This window comes from Methylopila turkensis (assembly GCF_027922325.1).
GTDB classification, from domain to species: domain Bacteria; phylum Pseudomonadota; class Alphaproteobacteria; order Rhizobiales; family Methylopilaceae; genus Methylopila; species Methylopila turkensis.
The window spans coordinates 1,188,523-1,206,583 of record NZ_BSFL01000001.1 but is presented as its reverse complement, the minus strand read 5'-3'; the positions used below and the strand labels follow the sequence as shown (position 1 = coordinate 1,206,583).

The 18,061-nt window shown below is 72.3% G+C and carries 17 protein-coding genes; 12 read left to right on the top strand and 5 right to left on the bottom strand.

Going from position 1 to position 18,061, the window contains the following annotated elements; genetic code table 11:
* The first annotated feature begins 44 nt into the window (after positions 1-44).
* Genes PKE78_RS05760 through PKE78_RS05745 form a run of 4 tightly spaced genes read left to right on the top strand, consistent with a single transcriptional unit; the run spans position 45 to position 1,716 of the window.
* A complete protein-coding gene (locus PKE78_RS05760; RefSeq protein WP_271199871.1) occupies positions 45-1,076 on the top strand; it encodes an aspartate-semialdehyde dehydrogenase in 1,032 nt (343 codons plus the stop codon).
* A 36-nt stretch (positions 1,077-1,112) separates the two neighbouring features.
* Entirely contained in the window at positions 1,113-1,349 is a 237-nt protein-coding gene (locus PKE78_RS05755; RefSeq protein ID WP_271199870.1) for a hypothetical protein, read from the top strand.
* A gap of 4 nt (positions 1,350-1,353) precedes the next feature.
* Positions 1,354-1,479 (top strand): hypothetical protein, encoded by a 126-nt coding sequence (locus PKE78_RS05750; protein ID WP_271199869.1) that lies wholly within the window; start codon positions 1,354-1,356, stop codon positions 1,477-1,479.
* Positions 1,480-1,509: 30 nt separating this feature from the next.
* Complete coding sequence (locus tag PKE78_RS05745; protein WP_271199868.1) at positions 1,510-1,716, top strand: DUF1737 domain-containing protein; 207 nt, start codon at positions 1,510-1,512, stop codon at positions 1,714-1,716.
* On the opposite strand, the gene PKE78_RS05740 is transcribed toward PKE78_RS05745, so the two are convergent.
* Positions 1,697-2,455 (bottom strand): hypothetical protein, encoded by a 759-nt coding sequence (locus tag PKE78_RS05740; protein WP_271199867.1) that lies wholly within the window; start codon positions 2,453-2,455, stop codon positions 1,697-1,699. The genes PKE78_RS05745 and PKE78_RS05740 overlap by 20 nt on opposite strands.
* 235 nt (positions 2,456-2,690) lie before the next feature.
* Here PKE78_RS05740 and PKE78_RS05735 point away from each other — a divergent pair, with 235 nt between their 5' ends.
* The 5 genes from PKE78_RS05735 to PKE78_RS05715 all read left to right on the top strand — a co-directional run bounded on the left by PKE78_RS05735 (position 2,691) and on the right by PKE78_RS05715 (position 11,489).
* Positions 2,691-3,734 (top strand): MaoC family dehydratase, encoded by a 1,044-nt coding sequence (locus PKE78_RS05735; RefSeq protein WP_271199866.1) that lies wholly within the window; start codon positions 2,691-2,693, stop codon positions 3,732-3,734.
* A 19-nt stretch (positions 3,735-3,753) separates the two neighbouring features.
* Positions 3,754-4,572 carry a tRNA glutamyl-Q(34) synthetase GluQRS gene (gene gluQRS / locus PKE78_RS05730; protein ID WP_271199865.1) on the top strand — a complete coding sequence of 273 codons (819 nt, stop codon included), beginning with the start codon at positions 3,754-3,756 and terminating at the stop codon, positions 4,570-4,572.
* 100 nt (positions 4,573-4,672) lie between these two features.
* Positions 4,673-9,484, top strand: a complete 4,812-nt coding sequence (locus tag PKE78_RS05725; protein ID WP_271199864.1) for an NAD-glutamate dehydrogenase — start codon at positions 4,673-4,675, stop codon at positions 9,482-9,484.
* Positions 9,481-10,128, top strand: a complete 648-nt coding sequence (gene bluB, locus PKE78_RS05720) for a 5,6-dimethylbenzimidazole synthase (RefSeq protein WP_271199863.1) — start codon at positions 9,481-9,483, stop codon at positions 10,126-10,128. The genes PKE78_RS05725 and bluB overlap by 4 nt, the downstream gene beginning before the upstream one ends.
* Positions 10,125-11,489 carry an MFS transporter gene (locus PKE78_RS05715; protein WP_271199862.1) on the top strand — a complete coding sequence of 455 codons (1,365 nt, stop codon included), beginning with the start codon at positions 10,125-10,127 and terminating at the stop codon, positions 11,487-11,489. Before bluB ends, PKE78_RS05715 begins: the two co-directional genes overlap by 4 nt.
* Positions 11,490-11,492: 3 nt before the next feature.
* Here PKE78_RS05715 and PKE78_RS05710 read toward each other — a convergent pair whose 3' ends face one another.
* From PKE78_RS05710 to PKE78_RS05695, 4 genes are all read right to left on the bottom strand, one after another.
* Positions 11,493-11,813, bottom strand: coding sequence for a heavy metal-binding domain-containing protein (locus PKE78_RS05710; RefSeq protein ID WP_271199861.1), 321 nt, complete (start codon positions 11,811-11,813; stop codon positions 11,493-11,495).
* Between the two features lie 68 nt (positions 11,814-11,881).
* Positions 11,882-12,652, bottom strand: a complete 771-nt coding sequence (locus PKE78_RS05705) for an SGNH/GDSL hydrolase family protein (protein WP_271199860.1) — start codon at positions 12,650-12,652, stop codon at positions 11,882-11,884.
* A 155-nt stretch (positions 12,653-12,807) separates the two neighbouring features.
* Positions 12,808-14,394: a bifunctional phosphoribosylaminoimidazolecarboxamide formyltransferase/IMP cyclohydrolase gene (gene purH / locus PKE78_RS05700; protein WP_271199859.1), complete on the bottom strand. Its 1,587-nt coding sequence runs from the start codon at positions 14,392-14,394 to the stop codon at positions 12,808-12,810.
* Positions 14,395-14,477: 83 nt separating this feature from the next.
* The gene (locus PKE78_RS05695; RefSeq protein WP_271199858.1) at positions 14,478-15,332 is read right to left on the bottom strand and encodes a DUF1194 domain-containing protein; all 855 of its coding nucleotides are present in this window, start codon (positions 15,330-15,332) and stop codon (positions 14,478-14,480) included.
* A gap of 172 nt (positions 15,333-15,504) precedes the next feature.
* Between PKE78_RS05695 and PKE78_RS05690 the strand changes: the two genes are divergently transcribed.
* The 3 genes from PKE78_RS05690 to deoA are packed head-to-tail and all read left to right on the top strand — an operon-like array spanning position 15,505 to position 18,045.
* Positions 15,505-15,930 (top strand): cytidine deaminase, encoded by a 426-nt coding sequence (locus PKE78_RS05690; RefSeq protein WP_271199857.1) that lies wholly within the window; start codon positions 15,505-15,507, stop codon positions 15,928-15,930.
* Complete coding sequence (locus PKE78_RS05685) at positions 15,927-16,736, top strand: purine-nucleoside phosphorylase (RefSeq protein ID WP_271199856.1); 810 nt, start codon at positions 15,927-15,929, stop codon at positions 16,734-16,736. Before PKE78_RS05690 ends, PKE78_RS05685 begins: the two co-directional genes overlap by 4 nt.
* Positions 16,729-18,045, top strand: coding sequence for a thymidine phosphorylase (gene deoA / locus PKE78_RS05680; protein WP_271199855.1), 1,317 nt, complete (start codon positions 16,729-16,731; stop codon positions 18,043-18,045). Before PKE78_RS05685 ends, deoA begins: the two co-directional genes overlap by 8 nt.
* Positions 18,046-18,061: the final 16 nt, after the last annotated feature.

The following is an 18,061-nucleotide window of genomic DNA, read 5'->3' as shown; positions in this document are numbered from 1 at the left end:
ACAGCAAGACGGCCGCGGTCGAAACCGGGCCGATGGAGTTGGAGATGGGTTATCGGATCGCCGTCGTGGGCGCCACGGGCAACGTGGGCCGCGAGATGCTGAGCATTCTCGAAGAGCGGGAGTTCCCGGTCGACGAGATCGTCGCACTGGCCTCGCGCCGGAGCCTCGGGACCGAAGTGTCGTTCGGCGATCGAACTCTGAAATGCAAGGACCTCGCGCAGTTCGACTTCTCCGGAATCGATATCTGCCTGATGTCGGCCGGCGGAGAAGTGTCGCGCGAGTGGTCGCCCAAGATCGCCAAGCAGGGCGCGATCGTGATCGACAACTCGTCGGTCTGGCGCATGGACCCGGACGTGCCGCTGGTGGTGCCGGAGGTGAACGCCGACGCGGTCGCCGGCTACACCAAGAAGGGCATCATCGCGAATCCGAACTGTTCGACCGCCCAGCTCGTCGTGGCGCTGAAGCCGCTGCACGACGCGGCGACGATCACGCGGGTCGTGGTCTCGACCTACCAGTCCGTCTCCGGCGCCGGCAAGGACGCCATGGACGAACTGTGGAACCAGACCAAGGGCATCTACGTGAACCAGTCGCCTGAGCACGAGGGCGGCAAGTTCCCGAAGCAGATCGCGTTCAACGTCATTCCTCACATCGACGTCTTCATGGAGGACGGCTACACGAAGGAGGAATGGAAGATGGTCGCGGAGACCAAGAAGATCTTGGATCCGAAGATCAAGCTGACCGCGACCGCCGTGCGCGTGCCGGTGTTCGTCGGCCATTCGGAGGCGGTGAACATCGAGTTCGAGAAGCCGCTCTCGGCCGAGGAGGCGCGCGAGATCCTGCGCGAGGCGCCGGGCATCCTGGTCGTCGACAAGCGCGAGCCCGGCGGCTACGTGACGCCGGTCGAGTGCGTCGGCGACTTCGCGACCTTCGTCAGCCGCATCCGCGTGGACCCGACCGTCGACAACGGTCTCGCGATGTGGATCGTCTCGGACAACCTCCGCAAGGGCGCGGCGTTGAACGCGGTCCAGATCGCCGAAAGCCTCGCCAACCGCGGTCTGCTGAAGCAGGCGGCGTAATACGGAAGCGAAAGCGGCGCTCGACAGGTCTCCGACATGGCCATCGTCCCGGAGGACGCCGAGCGCCGCATCCGCGCGAAACGGATCAACGAGCGTTTGAAACTGCTCGCGAGCTCGGTGAATACGGTCGGGCTGACAGTGCTCGGCGCGGCCGTGCTGGTTCCGTTCATCGGCGGCACGTTCACGCCGGCGGCCTTGGTTTGGATTCTGCTCGCGGTCGGCCTACATTCGGTTGCGCAGATTCTTCTCAGCTGGCTGCGCAGCGAGGATTGAGGCGATGGAAATCCCGTTCTGGTTCCAGTGGGGCGTTCCGGCCGGCGGCTTTGCGATCGGGCTCGCCGCGCTCGTCTGGGCTCGCTATGAGGTCGCCAAGTTCGACCGCCGCTACGGCAAGCGCGGCTGACCTCGGCCAGTCTTCGTAAAAGAGCGATCCGTGAAACTCTATCGCTTCCTCACCGGCCCCGACGACTCCGCCTTCTGCAAGCGGGTCTCGGCCGCGCTCAACAAGGGCTGGTCGCTGCACGGGAACCCGACGCTGACCTACGATCCGGAAAAGAAGACCGTGATCTGCGGGCAGGCGATCGTGAAGGACGTCGTCGGCGTCGAGTTTTCCGAAGACATCAAGCTGTCGGAGTGGTGACGAGCCGCAGCTCGGGCCGCCGCGGCGGCGTGCGCTCGCCGGGTTCGCCGCCGTCGATCGCGATCAGGCGCGGGCGGGCCTTGCTCGCCTGACGCGCGCGCGACGGGCCCTTCAGAACGGTCTCCGCCCGCAGCAGCAGCCCATGCGCCGCGTCCCGCGCGCCGGCGGCCTCGAGCGTGGCGGCGAGCCGAAGGCAGCTTCGGGCGAGATCCGGCGCGAGCAGCGCCAGCGAGGGCGCCTCCATCGCCACGAGATCGAAGGCCGCGGTCGCAGCGACGCCGGCCGCCGCGATCTGGCGCGGGTCGCCGGTCACCGGCGGCGCATCGCCGCGCTCCAGCGCCTCGCGCGCCTCGCGCGTCCAGCTTTCGCCGTAGGCCCTCAGGATGCAGCGCTGCTCGCAGGCCCGCGCCACCAGCAGCAGGCGCGTGACGTCGTCCGGCTGGGTGGACAGGTCGATGGTGAGGATCGCGACGCCGCGCACCAGCGCGGCCTCGGCCTCGGCGAGTTCGCCCTCCGGGCCGTCGGCGGTCCAGGCGAAGGCGAAGCGCAGGTAGCTCGCCGCGAGCGGCGCGTTCCAGTCGGAGCGCGAGGCGTCGCCGGAGCGCAGCGCCTCCCATTCCGCCCAGGCGTCGCGGAAACGGCCGGCGCGCTCATGCGCCAGCGCCCGCCGCGCCGCGGCGGCGGCGTCCATCGTTTCGCGTCGCGGCGCGAACGGTTCTGCGGCGTCGCCCAACGGCATGCGTCTGCTCCTTCCAGCCTTGCGGATCGGGAGCGTCGCCGCTCCGGACCGGCTCACACTCGCATGGAGCGCTTGAAAGCCGCGTGAAGCGGGACGTCGGCAATCGCTCGTTCCCGTTCACCCTCCGGAAAGGTCAAATCGGGCGGCGCGGCGACGAATGTCGATGTCGCCGCGGGCGCCGCAACGTGGCAGATGTGCGCCTGCGAACAGCCGAAACACGTGCGGGGAGTAGGGAATGGCCGGCGCCGGGCGCTTCTTCGAGGATTTCATCGTCGGCGACGTCATCCGTCACGCGACGCCCCGCACGATCACTCTCGGCGATCTGGCGCTGAACCAGGCGCTCTACGGCAACCGCTACGCGGTGCAGTCCTCCGACGCCTTCGCGCAAGGCGTCGGCTATCCCCGCAGCCCGGTCGACGACCTCGTCACCTTCCATGTGGTGTTTGGCAAGACCGTGCCGGACGTCTCGCTGAACGCCTTCGCCAATCTTGGCTACGCGGCCGGGCGCTTCCTCGCCCCGGTCTATCCCGGCGACACGCTGGCCTCCACCTCTGAGGTGATCGGCGTGCGTCCCACCTCGAAGGGCGACGCCGGCGTGGTGTGGGTGCGCACCCGGGGAACGCGGCCGAACGGCGAACTGGTGCTCGACTACGTGCGCTGGGTGCTGGTGCGGGTCGCGGGCGGCCGTCCGCTGCCCGATCCCGTGGTTCCGACGCTGCCGGCCGTGGTCGATCCCGCCGAGATCGGCGGCGCCTGCCCGCGCATCGACGCCTCCGCCTGGGACGACGCGCTCTCGGGCAGCGCCCGCCGCTTCGACGACTATCAGGTCGGCGAGAAGATCGACCATGTGGACGGCATGACGGTGGAGGAGGCCGAGCACCAGCTCGCCACCCGCCTGTGGCAGAACACCGCCCGCGTCCACTTCGACGGCTACGCCCAGAAGAGCTCGAAGATCGGCCGCCGGCTCGTCTATGGCGGCCACGTCATCAGCATCGCGCGTGGCCTCATGTACAACGGGCTCGAGAACGCCTTCCACGTCGCCGCCATCAACGGCGGCCGGCATGTGGCGCCGATCTTCGCGGGCGACACGCTCTACGCCTGGTCGGAGATCCTCGACAAGCAGACGCTGCCCGGCCGCGACGACGTGGGCGCGCTGCGGGTGCGGCTCGTGGGCTGCAAGGACACGACGCCGGGCGCCTTCCCGCTCAAGACCGCCGACGGAAAGGACGATCCGGCCGTGGTGCTCGACCTCGACCTCTGGGTCCTGCTGCCGCGCTGAGCGGCGCGCGGTTCGCGCCGTGACGCCGACCTTCCGCTTCGCGCCGTCGCCGACGGGCTTCCTGCATCTCGGGCACGCGCTGTCCGCCGTCACGGTCTGGCGCGCCGCGGAGGCGGCGGGCGGACGCGTGCTGCTCAGGATCGAGGACATCGATCCCGTGCGCTCGAAGCCGGAGTTCGCGGCCGCGATCGAGGAGGACCTTGCCTGGCTCGGCCTCGGCTGGAGCGGGTCGGTCGCGCGCCAGTCCGAGCGCTTTGATCTCTACGCCGCGGCGCTGGCGCGGCTCGACGCCATGGGCCTGCTCTACGCCTGCCAGCTCTCGCGCGCCGACATCGCGGCCGCGGCGGCGCCGGACGCGCCGCGCGATCCGGACGGGGCGCTCCGACTGCCGATCGCAGGCGCCGTCGCAAGCGACCCCGACGGCCCGGCCGCGCGGCGCCTGCGCATGGACGCGGCGCTCGCGAGGCTCGGGCCGGAGCGCCTGAGCTGGCGCGAGCAGGACGAGGGCGAAGTCGCGGCGCGGCCGCAGGACTGGGGCGACGTGGTGCTCGCCCGCAAGGAGACGCCGACGAGCTACCACCTCGCCGTGGTCGTCGACGACGCGGCGCAGGGCGTCACCCATGTGGTCCGCGGGCGCGACCTCTACGCCGCCACCTCCGTCCACCGGCTGCTGCAGCGGCTGCTGGACCTGCCGGAGCCCGACTACCGCCACCACCGCCTGCTCGCCGCGCCGGACGGCGACAAGCTCTCCAAGAGCCGCGGCTCGCCCTCGCTGCGTTCGCTCCGCGCCGATGGCTGGACGCGCGACGACGTGCTGCGCGCGATCGGCGACGTCTGACGCCCCTGTCGCGCAAGCGTTATCGACCTGCCACGGCCCGCGTCCTAGGTTCCGGCCGTGGCCGCGCCGTGTCAGGGTGCGGGTTCGCGAGGAGACGACCATGCTGCAGGGCGATGCGATCCGGACGAAGCTCATCGGCGACGCGGCGTCCGCGGCGGAGGGAGCGGACGGCCCGCCGGCGGGTTTCGTCGAGACGCTGTTCTCCCGCACGGCGCTCGACGACCTGGAGCCGCTGGGCGCCCGCACGCTGGCGGCGCTTGCGGGCTCGGCGTGGCGGCTGCTCGCCCGCCGCGCGCCGGGCGCGCCGGACATCCGGCTGAGCGACCCCGAGACCGGTGACCGCAACGAGATCACCGTCGTCGAGATCCTCAACGACGACATGCCGTTCCTGCTCGACAGCGTGCTGGCCGAGCTGGCCGAGCGCGGGCTGTCCGTCCGGCTCGTCGCTCATCCGATCATCGCGGTCGAGCGCGGCGCTGATGGAGCGCTGACCCGCTTCCTCGGCGACGCCAACCGAGTCGAGTTCGAGGACACGCCGCGCGAAAGCCTGATCCATCTGCATGTGGACCGGATCGACTCCGAGGCCGACCGGGCCGGGCTCGTGGCGGGTCTGCGCGAGGTGCTGGCGGACGTCCGCAGGACCACCGAGGACTACGACGCCATGCGCGCCCTCGTCCGCGCGCAGGTCGCGAACTTCAAGGAGACGCCGCCGCCGCTCGCCGTCGACGAGATCGCGGAGGCGATCCAGTTCCTCGAATGGCTCGAAGGCGACGAGTTCATCTTCCTCGGGGCGCGCGAATACGCGCTCAGGGGCGAGGGCGACGACGAGCGGCTGGAGCAGATCTCCGAGACCGGCCTCGGCGCGCTGCGCGATCCGGCCGCCCGCGTGCTCCGCCGCGGCGGCCAGCTCGTGAACCTGACGCCCGAAATTCGCGCCTTCCTGCACGAGCCGAAGCCGCTGATCGTCACCAAGGCGAGCGTGCACGCCAAGGTCTTCCGCCGCCGCCACATGGATTATGTCGGCGTGAAGCGTTTCGACGCCGACGGGCGGCTCGCGGGCGAGCTGCGCGTCGTCGGCCTGTTCACCGCCGAGGCCTACAACCGCCCGGCGCGCAGCGTGCCGCTGGTCCGCCGCAAGATCGACCTCGTGGTCCGCCGCGCCGGCTTCGACCCGGACAGCCATTCCGGCAAGGCGCTCGCGACCGTGCTGGAGACCTTTCCGCGCGACGAGCTGTTCCAGATCGACGTCGGCGACCTGTTCGACACGGCGCTCGAAATCCTCGCGCTCTATGAGCGGCCGCGGGTGAAGGTGCTGCTCAGGCGCGACCGGTTCGAGCGCTTCGTCTCCGCGCTCGTCTACGTGCCGCGCGAGCGCTACGATTCCGCCGTCCGCGCGCGGATCGGCCGGAAGCTCGCCGAGCGGCTCGGCGGCCACGTTTCGGCCTATTACCCCGCCTTCCCCGAGGGGCCGCTCGCGCGCGTCCAGTTCGTGATCGGGCTGCGCGGCCCGGCGCCGGAGGTCGATCCGGTCGCGCTCGAGGAGGAGATCGCGGCGCAGGCGGCGACCTGGGGAGACCGGCTGCGCGCGAAACTGCTGGAGAGCCGTTCGGGCGCCCAGGCCCGGTCGATCGCCGTGCGCTACGGCCAGGCGTTCGGGCCGGCCTACGAGGCCCGCACCGAGCCCGCCGAGGCGGTGATCGACGTCGGCCATATAGAGAGCCTCGCCGGGGAGCGCGGCTTCGCGATCGATTTCTTCCGGCGCGAAGGCGAGCCGGAGCTGCGCCTCAAGGTGTTTTCGCGCGGCGCGCCGATCCCGCTGTCGCGGCGCGTGCCGATGCTCGAGAACATGGGCTTCCGCGTCATCGAGGAGCGGAGCTATCGCGCCGAGCCCGCCGGCCTCGGCCCGGAGGACCACGTCTTCATCCACGATATGGCGCTCGAGCGCGCGAACGGCGCGGCGATCGAGCTGACGCGCGATCTCGACGCCCGGCTCGAGGCGCTGCTGATCGCGGTGCTGAACGGCGACGCCGAAAGCGACGGCTACAACGCGCTCGCCCTCGAAGGCGGCCTCGGCTGGCGCGACGTGGCGCTGATCCGGGCGCTGTCGCGCTACCTCCGGCAGGCGCGCGCGGCCTACGACCAGGACTACATGTGGGCGACCCTGACCAAGCACGCGCCGCTCGCGTCCAAGCTCGTGGCGCTGTTCCACGCCCGCTTCGATCCCGCCGCGACGGGCGACCGGGCGGCGCGGGAGGCGACGCTCGCCGCCGAGATCGACGAGGCGCTGGGTGAGGTGGAGAGCCTGGACGAGGACCGCATCGTCCGGAAATTCCTCAACCTGATCCAGGCCTGCGTCCGCACCAACGTCTACCAGACCGACGCGCAGGGCCGCCCGACGCCGACCTTCGCCTTCAAGCTCGAAAGCGCGAAGATCGAGGGGCTCCCGGCGCCCCGGCCGCTCTACGAGATCTTCGTCTATTCGCCGCGGGTCGAGGGCGTGCACCTGCGCTTCGGCAAGGTGGCGCGCGGCGGCCTGCGCTGGTCGGACCGGCCGCAGGACTTCCGCACCGAGGTGCTCGGCCTCGTGAAGGCGCAGCAGGTGAAGAACGCGGTGATCGTGCCGGTGGGCGCGAAAGGCGGCTTCGTGCCGAAGCGGCTGCCTGCCGGCCCGCGCGACGCCTGGTTCGCGGAGGGGACGGCCGCCTACAAGATCTTCATCAACGCCCTGCTCGACGTCACCGACGATCTCAGGCGCGACGACCTGATCCCGCCGGCGGAGGTGGTCCGCCACGACGGCGACGATCCCTATCTCGTGGTCGCGGCCGACAAGGGCACGGCGACCTTCTCCGACACCGCGAACGGCATCGCCGAGCAGCGCGGCTTCTGGCTCGGCGACGCCTTCGCCTCCGGCGGCTCGGTCGGCTACGACCACAAGGGCATGGGCATCACTGCGCGCGGCGCCTGGGAGGCGGTCAAGCGCCACTTCCGCGAGATGGACGTCGACATCCAGACGACGCCCTTCACCGTGGTCGGCGTCGGCGACATGTCCGGCGACGTGTTCGGCAACGGCATGCTTCTGTCGCCCGCGATCCGGCTGGTCGCGGCCTTCGACCACCGCGACATCTTCCTCGATCCCGATCCCGACCCGAAGGCCTCGTTCGAGGAGCGCGCCCGCCTCTTCGCGCTGCCGCGCTCGAGCTGGCAGGACTACGACAAGGCGAAGATCTCCGCCGGCGGCGGGGTGTTTTCGCGCAGCCTGAAGACGATCCCGCTGTCGGCGGAGGCGCGCGCGGCGATCGGCCTCGACAAGGCCTACGCGACGCCGCAGGAGCTGATGAACGCGATCCTGAAGGCACAGGCTGATCTGCTCTGGTTCGGCGGCATCGGCACCTATGTGCGCGCGACGACGGAGACCGACGAGCAGGCCGGCGACCGCGCCAACGACGCGATCCGCGTCACCGCGCCCGAGCTCCGGGTGAAGGTGGTCGGCGAGGGCGCCAATCTCGGCGTCACCCAGAAGGGCCGCATCGAGGCCGGGCGCGCCGGCGTCCGCATCAACTCCGACGCGATCGACAACTCGGCCGGCGTGAACACCTCCGACGTCGAGGTGAACATCAAGATCGCCTTCGCCGGCCCCGTGCGCGACGGCGCGCTGGCGCTCGAGGAGCGCAACCGCATCCTCAGCGAGATGACCGACGAGGTCGCGGGGCTCGTGCTCGCCAACAACTACGACCAGACGCTGGCGATCTCGCTCAGCCAGCGCGCCGGCGTCGAGGAGGCCGGGTTCCAGGCGCGCCTGATGCAGACGCTGGAGGGGCGCGGGCTGCTCGACCGCTCGGTCGAGGCGCTGCCGGACGACGCCACGCTCACCGAGCGCGCGCGGGCGGGCGATCCGCTGACACGGCCCGAGATCGCGGTGCTGCTCGCCTGGGCCAAGATCGCGCTCTACGACGACCTGCTGGCCTCGGACCGGCCGGACGATCCCTATTTCCGGCGGGACCTCGCCGGCTACTTCCCGAGCCTGATGCGCGAGCGCTTCGCCTCCGCCATCGCCGGCCACCGGCTGAAGCGCGAGATCGTGGCGACGGCGCTCGCCAACGCCATGATCAACCGCGGCGGCCCGGCGCTCGTCGTGCGGCTCTCCGACCAGACCGGCGCGCCCGCCTCGCGCGTCGCCGCCGCCTTCGCCGTCGCGCGCGACGCGTTCCGCATGGACGAGGTCCATGAGGAGATCGATGCGCTCGACACGAAGATCCCGGGCGACCTCCAGCTCACGCTCTACGCCGGCATGCGCGACCTGCTGCTGCACCGCATGGTCTGGTTCCTGCGCAACGTCGATCTCGACAGCGGGCTCGACCAGCTCGCGCGCCGCTTCCGGGACGGCGTCGACGCGGTCGCGGCCAATCTCGACGCCTCGCTCGGGCAGGAGGCGGCGGCCCGGCGATCCGAACGCGCCGCCGAGCTGGTCCGCGCCGGCCTGCCCGCGACGCTCGCGGACCGGTTCTCGGCGCTGCTCGCGATCGAGGGCGCCAGCGACGCGGTGCTGATCGCGGAGAAGACCGGCCGGTCGATCGCCGACGCGGCCGCGGCCCTGTTCGCGGTCGCCGACCAATTCCAGCTGTCGCGCATCGTGCGCGCCGCGCAGGCGGTGACCGCGGCGGATTATTACGAGCGGCTGGCGCTCGACCGCGCGCTCGACCAGATCGGGGTCGCCGCGCGCGCCATGGCGGTGGCCGCGCTCGGGGCCTCGCAGGAGGCCGGACCCGCCGCCGTCGCGCGCTGGGCGGAGGCCTCGCCCGACGCCGCGCGCGTGCGCCGCGCCGTCACCGAGATCGCCGGCTCCGGCCTCACGCTCGCGCGGCTTTCGGTGGCGTCGAGCCTGCTCGCGGACCTCGCGCGGGAGGTCGAGTGACGACCGGCGAGGCTCCCGCGTTCGACGACGGCTTCCGCGAACGTCTCGCCGACCTGATCGCCTGGCGGCGGGACGTGCGGCGGTTCCGGACCGATCCGATCGCGCCCGAACAGGTCAGGCGGCTGCTCGCGCTCGCGGCGCTGTCGCCCTCGGTCGGCAACAGCCAGCCTTGGCGCTTCGTGCTGGTGGAGGACGAGGCGCTCCGCCGCGGGGCGCGCGACTGCTCGCTCGCCGCCAACGCCGCCGCGGCCGAGACTTACGAGGGCGAGCGCGCCGCGCTCTACCGTTCGCTCAAGCTCGAGGGGATGGCCGAGGCGCCGGTGCACATCGCCGCGTTTTGCGACGAGGCGACGCCGGTCGGCTGCGGGCTCGGGCGCATGACCATGCCGGAGACGCTGAGCTACTCCGTCGCCGGCGCGATCGCCACGCTCTGGCTCGCCGCCCGCGCCGAAGGGCTCGGGCTCGGCTGGGTGTCGATCCTCGATCCCGCGCGCGTCCATGCGCTGCTCGGCGTCCCGGCCTCGTGGCGTCTCGTCGGCTATCTCTGCCTGGGCCGCCCGGTCGAGGAGCACGACGATCCCGAACTGGTCCGCGCCGGCTGGCAGGACCGGCTTCCCTTCGACGAAATGGTGCTGACGCGATGACCGCATCTCCCGCGCCGCGCCGGGCGGTCTGGGCCTGGGCGATGTTCGACGCCGCGACCCAGCCGATCTTCACCCTGATCGCCACGTTCGTGTTCGCGCCGTTCTTCGCGGCGCAGATCGCCGAGAACCCGGCCGAGGGCCAGGCCGCCTGGGGTTTCGCGGCCGGCGCCGCGGGCTTCGCGATCGGCATGCTGTCGCCGCCGCTCGGCGCCATCGCCGACCGCACCGGGCGGCGGAAGCTGTGGCTCGCGGCGTTTTCGGTCCCGCTCGTGCTGGGCTGCTGGGCGCTGTGGTTCGCGGAGCCGGGCGCGCCCTACGCGATGGCCTTCGCGCTCGGCGGCTTCGCGGTGGCGACCATCGGCGCGGAATGCGCGACCGCCTTCACCAACGCCATGATGCCGTCGCTCGCCCGGCCGGAAGCGCTGGGACGCCTGTCCGGCCTCGGCTGGGCGCTCGGCTATGTGGGCGGGCTCGTCGCGCTGGTGTTCGCGCTGTTCTTCCTGTCGGCCGACCCGCGCGACGGAGAGACCCTGATCGGCATCGCGCCGCTGTTCGGGCTCGATCCGCGCAGCTTCGAGGGCGATCGCGCGGTCGGCCCCTTCGCCGCGCTCTGGTATCTCGTTCTGGTGACGCCGCTGTTCCTGTTCGCGCCGGACGAGCCGCGCGGCATGCCGATCCGCCAAGCGGTCCGCGCCGGCCTCGCCGACCTCAAGCGCACGATCCTCGACCTGCGGGGGTCGCGCGACCTCGCGCTCTTCCTGCTCGCCCACATGCTCTACGTCGACGGGCTGACCGCGCTGTTCGCCTTCGGCGGCATCTACGGCGCGGGCGCACTCGGCTGGGGCGTGATCGAGCTCGGCGTGTTCGGCATCCTCGTGATCGTCTCGGGCGTGGTCGGCGCGCTGGTCGGCGGCTGGCTGGACGATCGCATCGGACCGCAGAAGGTGGTCGCCGGCTCGCTGGCGCTGCTGGTCGCCTCCGCGGTGGTGATCGTCTCGATCGAGCGGGCGCGGGTGCTGTTCGTGGTGCCGGTCGCGCCGCCGGTGGCGGACGACGCGCTGTTCGGCTCCACGCCCGAGCGCCTGTTCGTCGCGGTCGCGCTGGTGCTGGGCGCGGCCGGCGGACCGCTGCAGGCGGCCTCGCGCACCATGCTCGTGAAGCTGGCGCCGCCCGACAAGCTGACGCAGGCCTTCGGCCTGTTCGCGCTGTCGGGCAAGGTGACCTCGTTCCTCGGGCCCACGCTGGTCGCGATCGTGACCGTGCTGACCGACAGCCAGCGCGTCGGCGTCGCGGTGCTGATGGGCTTCTTCCTCGCCGGCGGCGCGCTGCTGTCGGCGGTGCGGATGCCGGACGAGCGGTAGGCCTCAGCCCAGCAACACGGCGGTGCCGGAGGCGGAGACCATCAGCATCGAGCCCTTGCCGCCGACGGTCTCGTAGTCGAGGTCGACGCCGATGACGGCGTTCGCGCCGCGGGAGCGGGCCTCCGCCGCCATCTCCTCGATCGCGATGTCGCGGGCGTTCTTGAGCTCGCGCTCATAGGCGCCGGAGCGACCGCCTACGACGTCGCGCACCGCCGCGAACAGGTCGCGGAAAATGTTCGCGCCAAGGATCGCCTCGCCGGTGACGAGGCCCTGATACTCGAGGATCCGGCGACCCTCGACAGTGTTGGTGGTGGTGATCAGCATGGGCGTCCTCCCCCGCGCGAGCGTCGCGCGGAAGATGGGAACGCCTGGGGCGGCCGTGAAGAGCGGGGTTACGAGCGCTTCGTGGCCTCGGCCACCGCCGGCAGCGGGGCGAGCTTGCGGCCGAGCGCCTCGGCGAGGAACGCGCCGACGCAGGCGTGGCCGCCGTCGTTCATGTGCAGCCGGTCGCGCGACAGCATGTCGGCGGCGCCGGCCTTGGCGAGCGCCCGCATGGCGGCGAAGCGGTGGGCGACCGGAACGCCGGTCGCGGCCGAGAGTTGATCGAGCGCCGCGATGTAGGGCGCGTAGACCGCCTCGTCCTGCGGCACGAACTGCGGGTCGAGCAGGGCGACGTCGATCCCGGCCTTGGCGATGCGCTTCAAGCCGCGCGCGGTGGTCTCGCGGAAGCCGTCCAGCGCCACGCGGCGGGCGGCGTCGTTGGTGCCGATCTGCCAGACGACGAGGTCGGGCTTCACCGCGACGAGCTCGCGCTCGAGACGGGCGTCCGCGCCGGCGGCGGTCTCGCCGCCGATGCCGCGCGCCACCACGTCGACGTCGACGCCGGCGAGACGACGCTCCAGCTCCTCCTCGAAGCGCTCGGTGTAGGCCTTCTCCGGCGCCGTCGCCCCCACGCCCGCGGTCGAGGACGAGCCGATCACCAGGATCTTGAAGACGTCGCCGCTCTTGATGTGCGCGATCGCCCGATCAAGCTTGCCGGTCATGGCGAGGTGCTCGTCCGCCACCTTGCAGGGACGGACCGGTTCGGCGACGCCGGCGGAACCGCCGAGCAGGGCGAAACCGGCGAGCAGGCCGGCGCGGAGCAGGGAGACGGCGGACGCCATGCGGACCTCTGGCTGGTCGGGGAGAACGGCTGCGGTCACGGAGGGGGTATCGAGGTCCCCCCGTGAGGCTCCATTAGCACGGGTCTCATCCAAAAGTCAGGTGCGCAGAATCCCCAATGTTGAACTCGACGTGAACGCCGTTTCGGCGGCCGGCGTCAGTGGCGGAAATGCCGCACGCCGGTGAACACCATGGCGAGCCCGGCCTCGTCGGCGCGGGCGATCACCTCGGCGTCGCGCATGGAGCCGCCGGGCTGGATCACGGCGGTGGCCCCGGCCTCGATCGCGGCGTCGAGCCCGTCCGCGAAGGGGAAGAAGGCGTCGGAGGCCACCACCGCGCCGCGGGTCAGCGGCTCGGCCGCGCCGGCGGCTTCAGCGGCGTCCGCGGCCTTGCGGGCGGCGATGCGGGCGCTGTCGACGCGGCTCATCTGGCCGGCTCCGATCCCGACCGTCGCGCCGCCCTTCGCGTAGACGATGGCGTTGGACTTGACGTGCTTCGCCACCCGGAAGGCGAAGCGCAGGTCGGCCAGCTCGGCCTCGGTCGGCGCCCGTTTGGTCACCACCTTGAGCTCCAGATCGTCGACCACGGCGTCGTCGCGGGTCTGGGCGAGGAAGCCGCCGGCGATGGTCTTGATCGCAAGGCCGCCGGCGCGCGGGTCGGGCAGGGCGCCGGCTACCAGCAGGCGCAGGTTCTTCTTCGCCGCGACGATGGCGCGGGCCTCGTCGGTGGCGTCGGGAGCGATGATCACCTCGGTGAAGATCTTCACGATCTCGGCGGCGGCCTCGGCGTCGAGCGTCCGGTTCAGCGCCACGATGCCGCCGAAAGCGGAGACCGGATCGCAGGCCAGCGCCCGCTCATAGGCCTGCTTCAGCGAGGCGCCCTCCGCCACGCCGCAGGGGTTGGCGTGCTTGACGATCACGCAGGCGGCGGCGCGGGCGGGGTCTAACTCTCCGACCAGCTCGTAGGCCGCGTCGGTGTCGTTGAGGTTGTTGTAGCTGAGCTCCTTGCCCTGGAGCTGGACGGCGGTCGCGACGCCCGGCCGGGCCTCAGCCGTGCGGTAGAAGGCCGCCTGCTGATGGGGGTTCTCGCCGTAGCGCAGCCCCTGGGCCAGCGCGCCGCCGAGCGCCCGGAAGGCGGGCGTCGTCTCGCCAGCTTCTCCCGACAGCCAGGTCCCGATCGCGGCGTCATAGGCTGCGGTGCGGGAGAAGGCCTTGGCGGCGAGGCGCTTGCGGAAGGCGAAGGAGGTGGCGCCGCCATGGGCGTCCATATCCGCCAGCACGGCGGCGTAGTCCGCCACGTCCACCACCACCGCCACATGGGCGTGGTTCTTGGAGGCGCCGCGGATCATGGCCGGGCCGCCGACGTCGATGTTCTCGACCATGTCGTCGTAGTCCGCCTGCCGGGCGAGCGCGGCTTCGAACGGGTAGAGGTTCACCACCAGCAGGTCGATGGGCAGGATGGCGTGCTCGGCCATGGAGGCCTCGTGGCCGGCGTCGCCGCGGATGGCGAGCAGTCCGCCATGGACCTTCGGGTGAAGAGTCTTCACCCGGCCGTCCATCATCTCGGGAAAGCCGGTGAGGTCGGAGACGTCCTGCACCGGCAACCCGGCCTCGGCGATCGCCTTCGAGGTGCCGCCGGTGGAGACCAGCGCCACGCCGCGCTCGTGCAGCGCGCGGGCGAAATCGATCAGCCCGGTCTTGTCGGAGACGGAGAGCAGCGCGCGGGCGACGGGGCGTTCGGACATGGGGGCTTCGGGCCTTCGACGGGTGCGGTCGGCCGGCCGGTAGCACTTTTCCGCGCGCGGGAGAACCTCGGGCGCGCGGTGGCTCAGTTGCCGAAGCGGTCGCGCCAGAGCTGTTCGCCGACGGTGCAGGAGCTCGTCGGATCGTCGGCGACGCGCTGGACGCGCGGCGCGGGCGACGGGCCGATCGCCGGCGCCTCCGGCGGCAGCCCCGCGATCTCCATCACGAGCTTGGTGCGGACGGCTTCCGCGAACTGCTCGATGGCGCGCACCGGCAGCACGAAGGCGCCGGGGCCGCCGACCACGCAGTCGCGGTAATAGACGTCGAGATCGACCAGATCCATCATCGCGTAGGACGGACGCTTCAGCATCAGCGGCAGGCCGTTGATGACGACGCCGCGCTCGATCGCCTCGTCGCGGACGTTCTCCACCGGCGCGCCCTGGTTGTTCGGGCCGTCGCCCGACACGTCGACCACCCTGCGCAGGCCGTCATAGCCGTTGCCCTCGAACATGCGGACGGCGTGCGTCAGCGCGCCCGAGATCGAGGTGCGGTAGGCGCGGCGCAGCGGCTGGGCGGCGAGTTCGTCGGCGAAGGCCCGGGCGCTCGCGGGGCCGTCGATCAGCCGCCACGGGACGACGGTGCGCTGTTCGTCCGCGCCCGCCCATTCCACATAGGCGACCGCGACGCGGCCGAGCAGGCCGTCGCGGATGGCGTCGAGCACCGGCTTCGAGGTGATGGCGGCGACGTAGCCGTCGCGCTGCACCTGCTGCTCCTCGACGTCCATGGAGTAGGAGATATCGACGGCGAGCACGAGCTCGAGGTCCACCTGCCCTACATCGGCGGCCGTCGCCCGCGGTGCGGCGGCGAGCAGGGCGGCGAAGGCGAGCAGGGTGAGCAAGCGCAGGGGTCCACGACGCGTCGTCCGCTCGTTCACCCCCATCGGCCCGCTCCTTCGAAGCTCGCGTCACGGTAGCTACCCACCATGGTGCCACCCGATTCGCCGCTTCGCCAGCGCTGCGACGCATCATCCACCGCTGCGATGCGACGCAAGGCTCCCCGAGCCGCGCGCGCCGGGCTATCGTGGCCGCCTCGCCGAGGGAGACCGCCCGCCCGTGATCGACGACGCCACCGTCGACGCCCTGTTCGCCGCCGCGGCCGCGGCGCGGGCGCAGGCCTACGCGCCCTATTCCCGCTTCGCGGTCGGCGCCGCGCTCGTGACGCCGGAGGGGGCGATCCACGCCGGCTGCAACGTCGAGAACGCCGCCTATCCCGTCGGCTCCTGCGCCGAGGCCGGCGCGATCTCGGCCATGGTCGCGGGCGGCGGGCACCGGATAGCGGCGATCCTCGTGCTCGGCGGCGGCGACGCGCTCTGCACGCCCTGCGGCGCCTGCCGCCAGCGCCTTCGCGAGTTCGCCGCGGAGAACGCGACGGTGCTCGTGGCCGGCCCCGAGGGGGTCCGCCGGTCGTTCACGCTCGGCGAACTGCTGCCGGCCTCGTTCGGTCCGGACGTCCTCGACGCCGCCGGAGGCGCACGTTGAGCGACGCCGAGGCCGCGGCGGCCCGCATCCGCGCCGTCGCGGGCGACGAGCCGGCGACGCTCGCCCTCGTGCTCGGCAGCGGGCTCGGCGGGCTGACGGAGAGTTTCGAGGACGCGCACCGCGTCGCCTTCGCCGATCTCCCCGGCTTTCCGGCCGAGGCGGTCTCCGGCCACGCCAAGCGTGTGGTCGTCGGCCGCTTCGCCGGCCGCCGGGTCGCGGCGCTCGAGGGGCGCGCCCACGCCTACGAGACCGGCGACGCCGGCGCGATGCGCACGCCGATCGCGACCCTGAAGGCGCTCGGCGCGACCCGGCTGCTGCTCACCAACGCCGTCGGCGCGCTTGATCCGGCGTTCGCGCCGGGAACGCTGGTCGCGGTCTCCGACCACATCAACCTCACCGGGCTGAACCCGCTGACGGGCGTCGGCGGCGACGCCCGCTTCGTCGACATGGTCGACGCCTATTCGCCCGGCTTGCGCGCGGCGCTCGGCCGGGCCGCGGCGGCGGAAGGGATCGCGCTCGGGGAGGGCGTGCTGATGTGGTTTCCCGGCCCGAGCTTCGAGACGCCGGCCGAAATCCGCGCGGCGCGGGCGCTGGGCGCCGACCTCGTCGGCATGTCGGTCGCGCCGGAAGCGGTGCTGGCGCGCCATTTCGGGCTGGAGCTCGCGGCCGTCTCGGTGGTCGTGAACATGGCGGCGGGCCTCGCGCCGGCGGGTCCGAGCCACGCCGAGACCCAGGCCGTCGCCGCGACGGGCGCCGAGGCGCTGCGCCGGCTGCTCGCCCGCCTGATCGGATCGCTCCATGACTGACGCGCTGCCCCAGGAGATCATCCGCGCCAAGCGCGACGGCGAACGGCTTTCGGCCGGCGAGATCGAGGCGATCGTCGCCGGGATCGCGTCGGAGACGCTGTCGGACGCGCAGGTCGGCGCCTTCGCCATGGCGGCCTTCCTCAACGGGCTCGACCGCGACGAGACCGTGGCGCTGACCCGGGCGATGACGGCCTCGGGGCGCACGCTCGACTGGGCCGACCTGCCGGGGCCCGCGGTCGACAAGCATTCGACCGGCGGCGTGGGCGACACGGTCAGCCTGCTGCTCGCGCCGGCGCTCGCGGCCTGCGGCGCCTTCGTGCCGATGATCGCCGGCCGCGGCCTCGGCCACACCGGCGGCACCGTCGACAAGCTGGAGGCCATCCCCGGCTACGCCGTGCGGCCGGAGACCGCGATCTTCCGCAAGGCGGTGCGGGACGTCGGCTGCGCCATCATCGGCCAGACCGCCGACGTCGCGCCGGCGGACCGACGGCTCTACGCCATCCGCGACGTGACCGCGACGGTGGAGTCGATCCCGTTGATCACGGCCTCGATCCTGTCGAAGAAGCTCGCGGCCGGGCTTTCGGCGCTGGTCATGGACGTGAAGACCGGCTCGGGCGCCTTCATGACCGAACCCGAGCGCTCGCGTGCGCTGGCGCGGTCCATCGTAGACGTCGCGAACGGGGCCGGCATGCCGACGGTCGCGCTCGTGACCGACATGGACGAGCCGCTCGCCCCCGTCGCCGGCAACGCGCTGGAGACGGCGCACGCGATCGAGGTGCTCGCCGGCCGCCGCGACGATCCCCGGCTGATGGCGGTGACCGTCGTGCTCGCGGCCGAGGCGCTCGTGCTCGGGAAACTCGCGGCCGACGTCGCGGAAGGGCGCGCAAGGATCGAGCGCGCCTTCGCCTCCGGCGCCGCCGCGGAGCGCTTCGGACGCATGGCCGCGGCGCTTGGCGGGCCGACGGACCTGATGGAGCGGCCGGAGGCCCGTCTCGCCAAAGCCCAGGTCGTGCGGGAGGTCGCGCCGGAGCGCGCCGGCGTGGTCGCGGGCGTCGACGTCCGCGCGCTCGGCCTCGCCGTGGTCGCGCTCGGCGGCGGGCGCAGGCGGGCCGACGATGCAATCGATTTCTCAGTCGGGCTCGACCGGCTGGCGGCGGTCGGCGCCGCGGTCGGCCCGGACGCGCCGCTCGGCGTCGTCCACGCCCGCGACGAGGCCGCCGCGGCCCGCGCCGCCGAAGCCGTGCGCGCCGCCTACCGGCTGGGCGACGAGGGCTCGCCGCAGCCGCTTATTCGCGAGAGACTGACGTGATCATGAGGAGACGGGG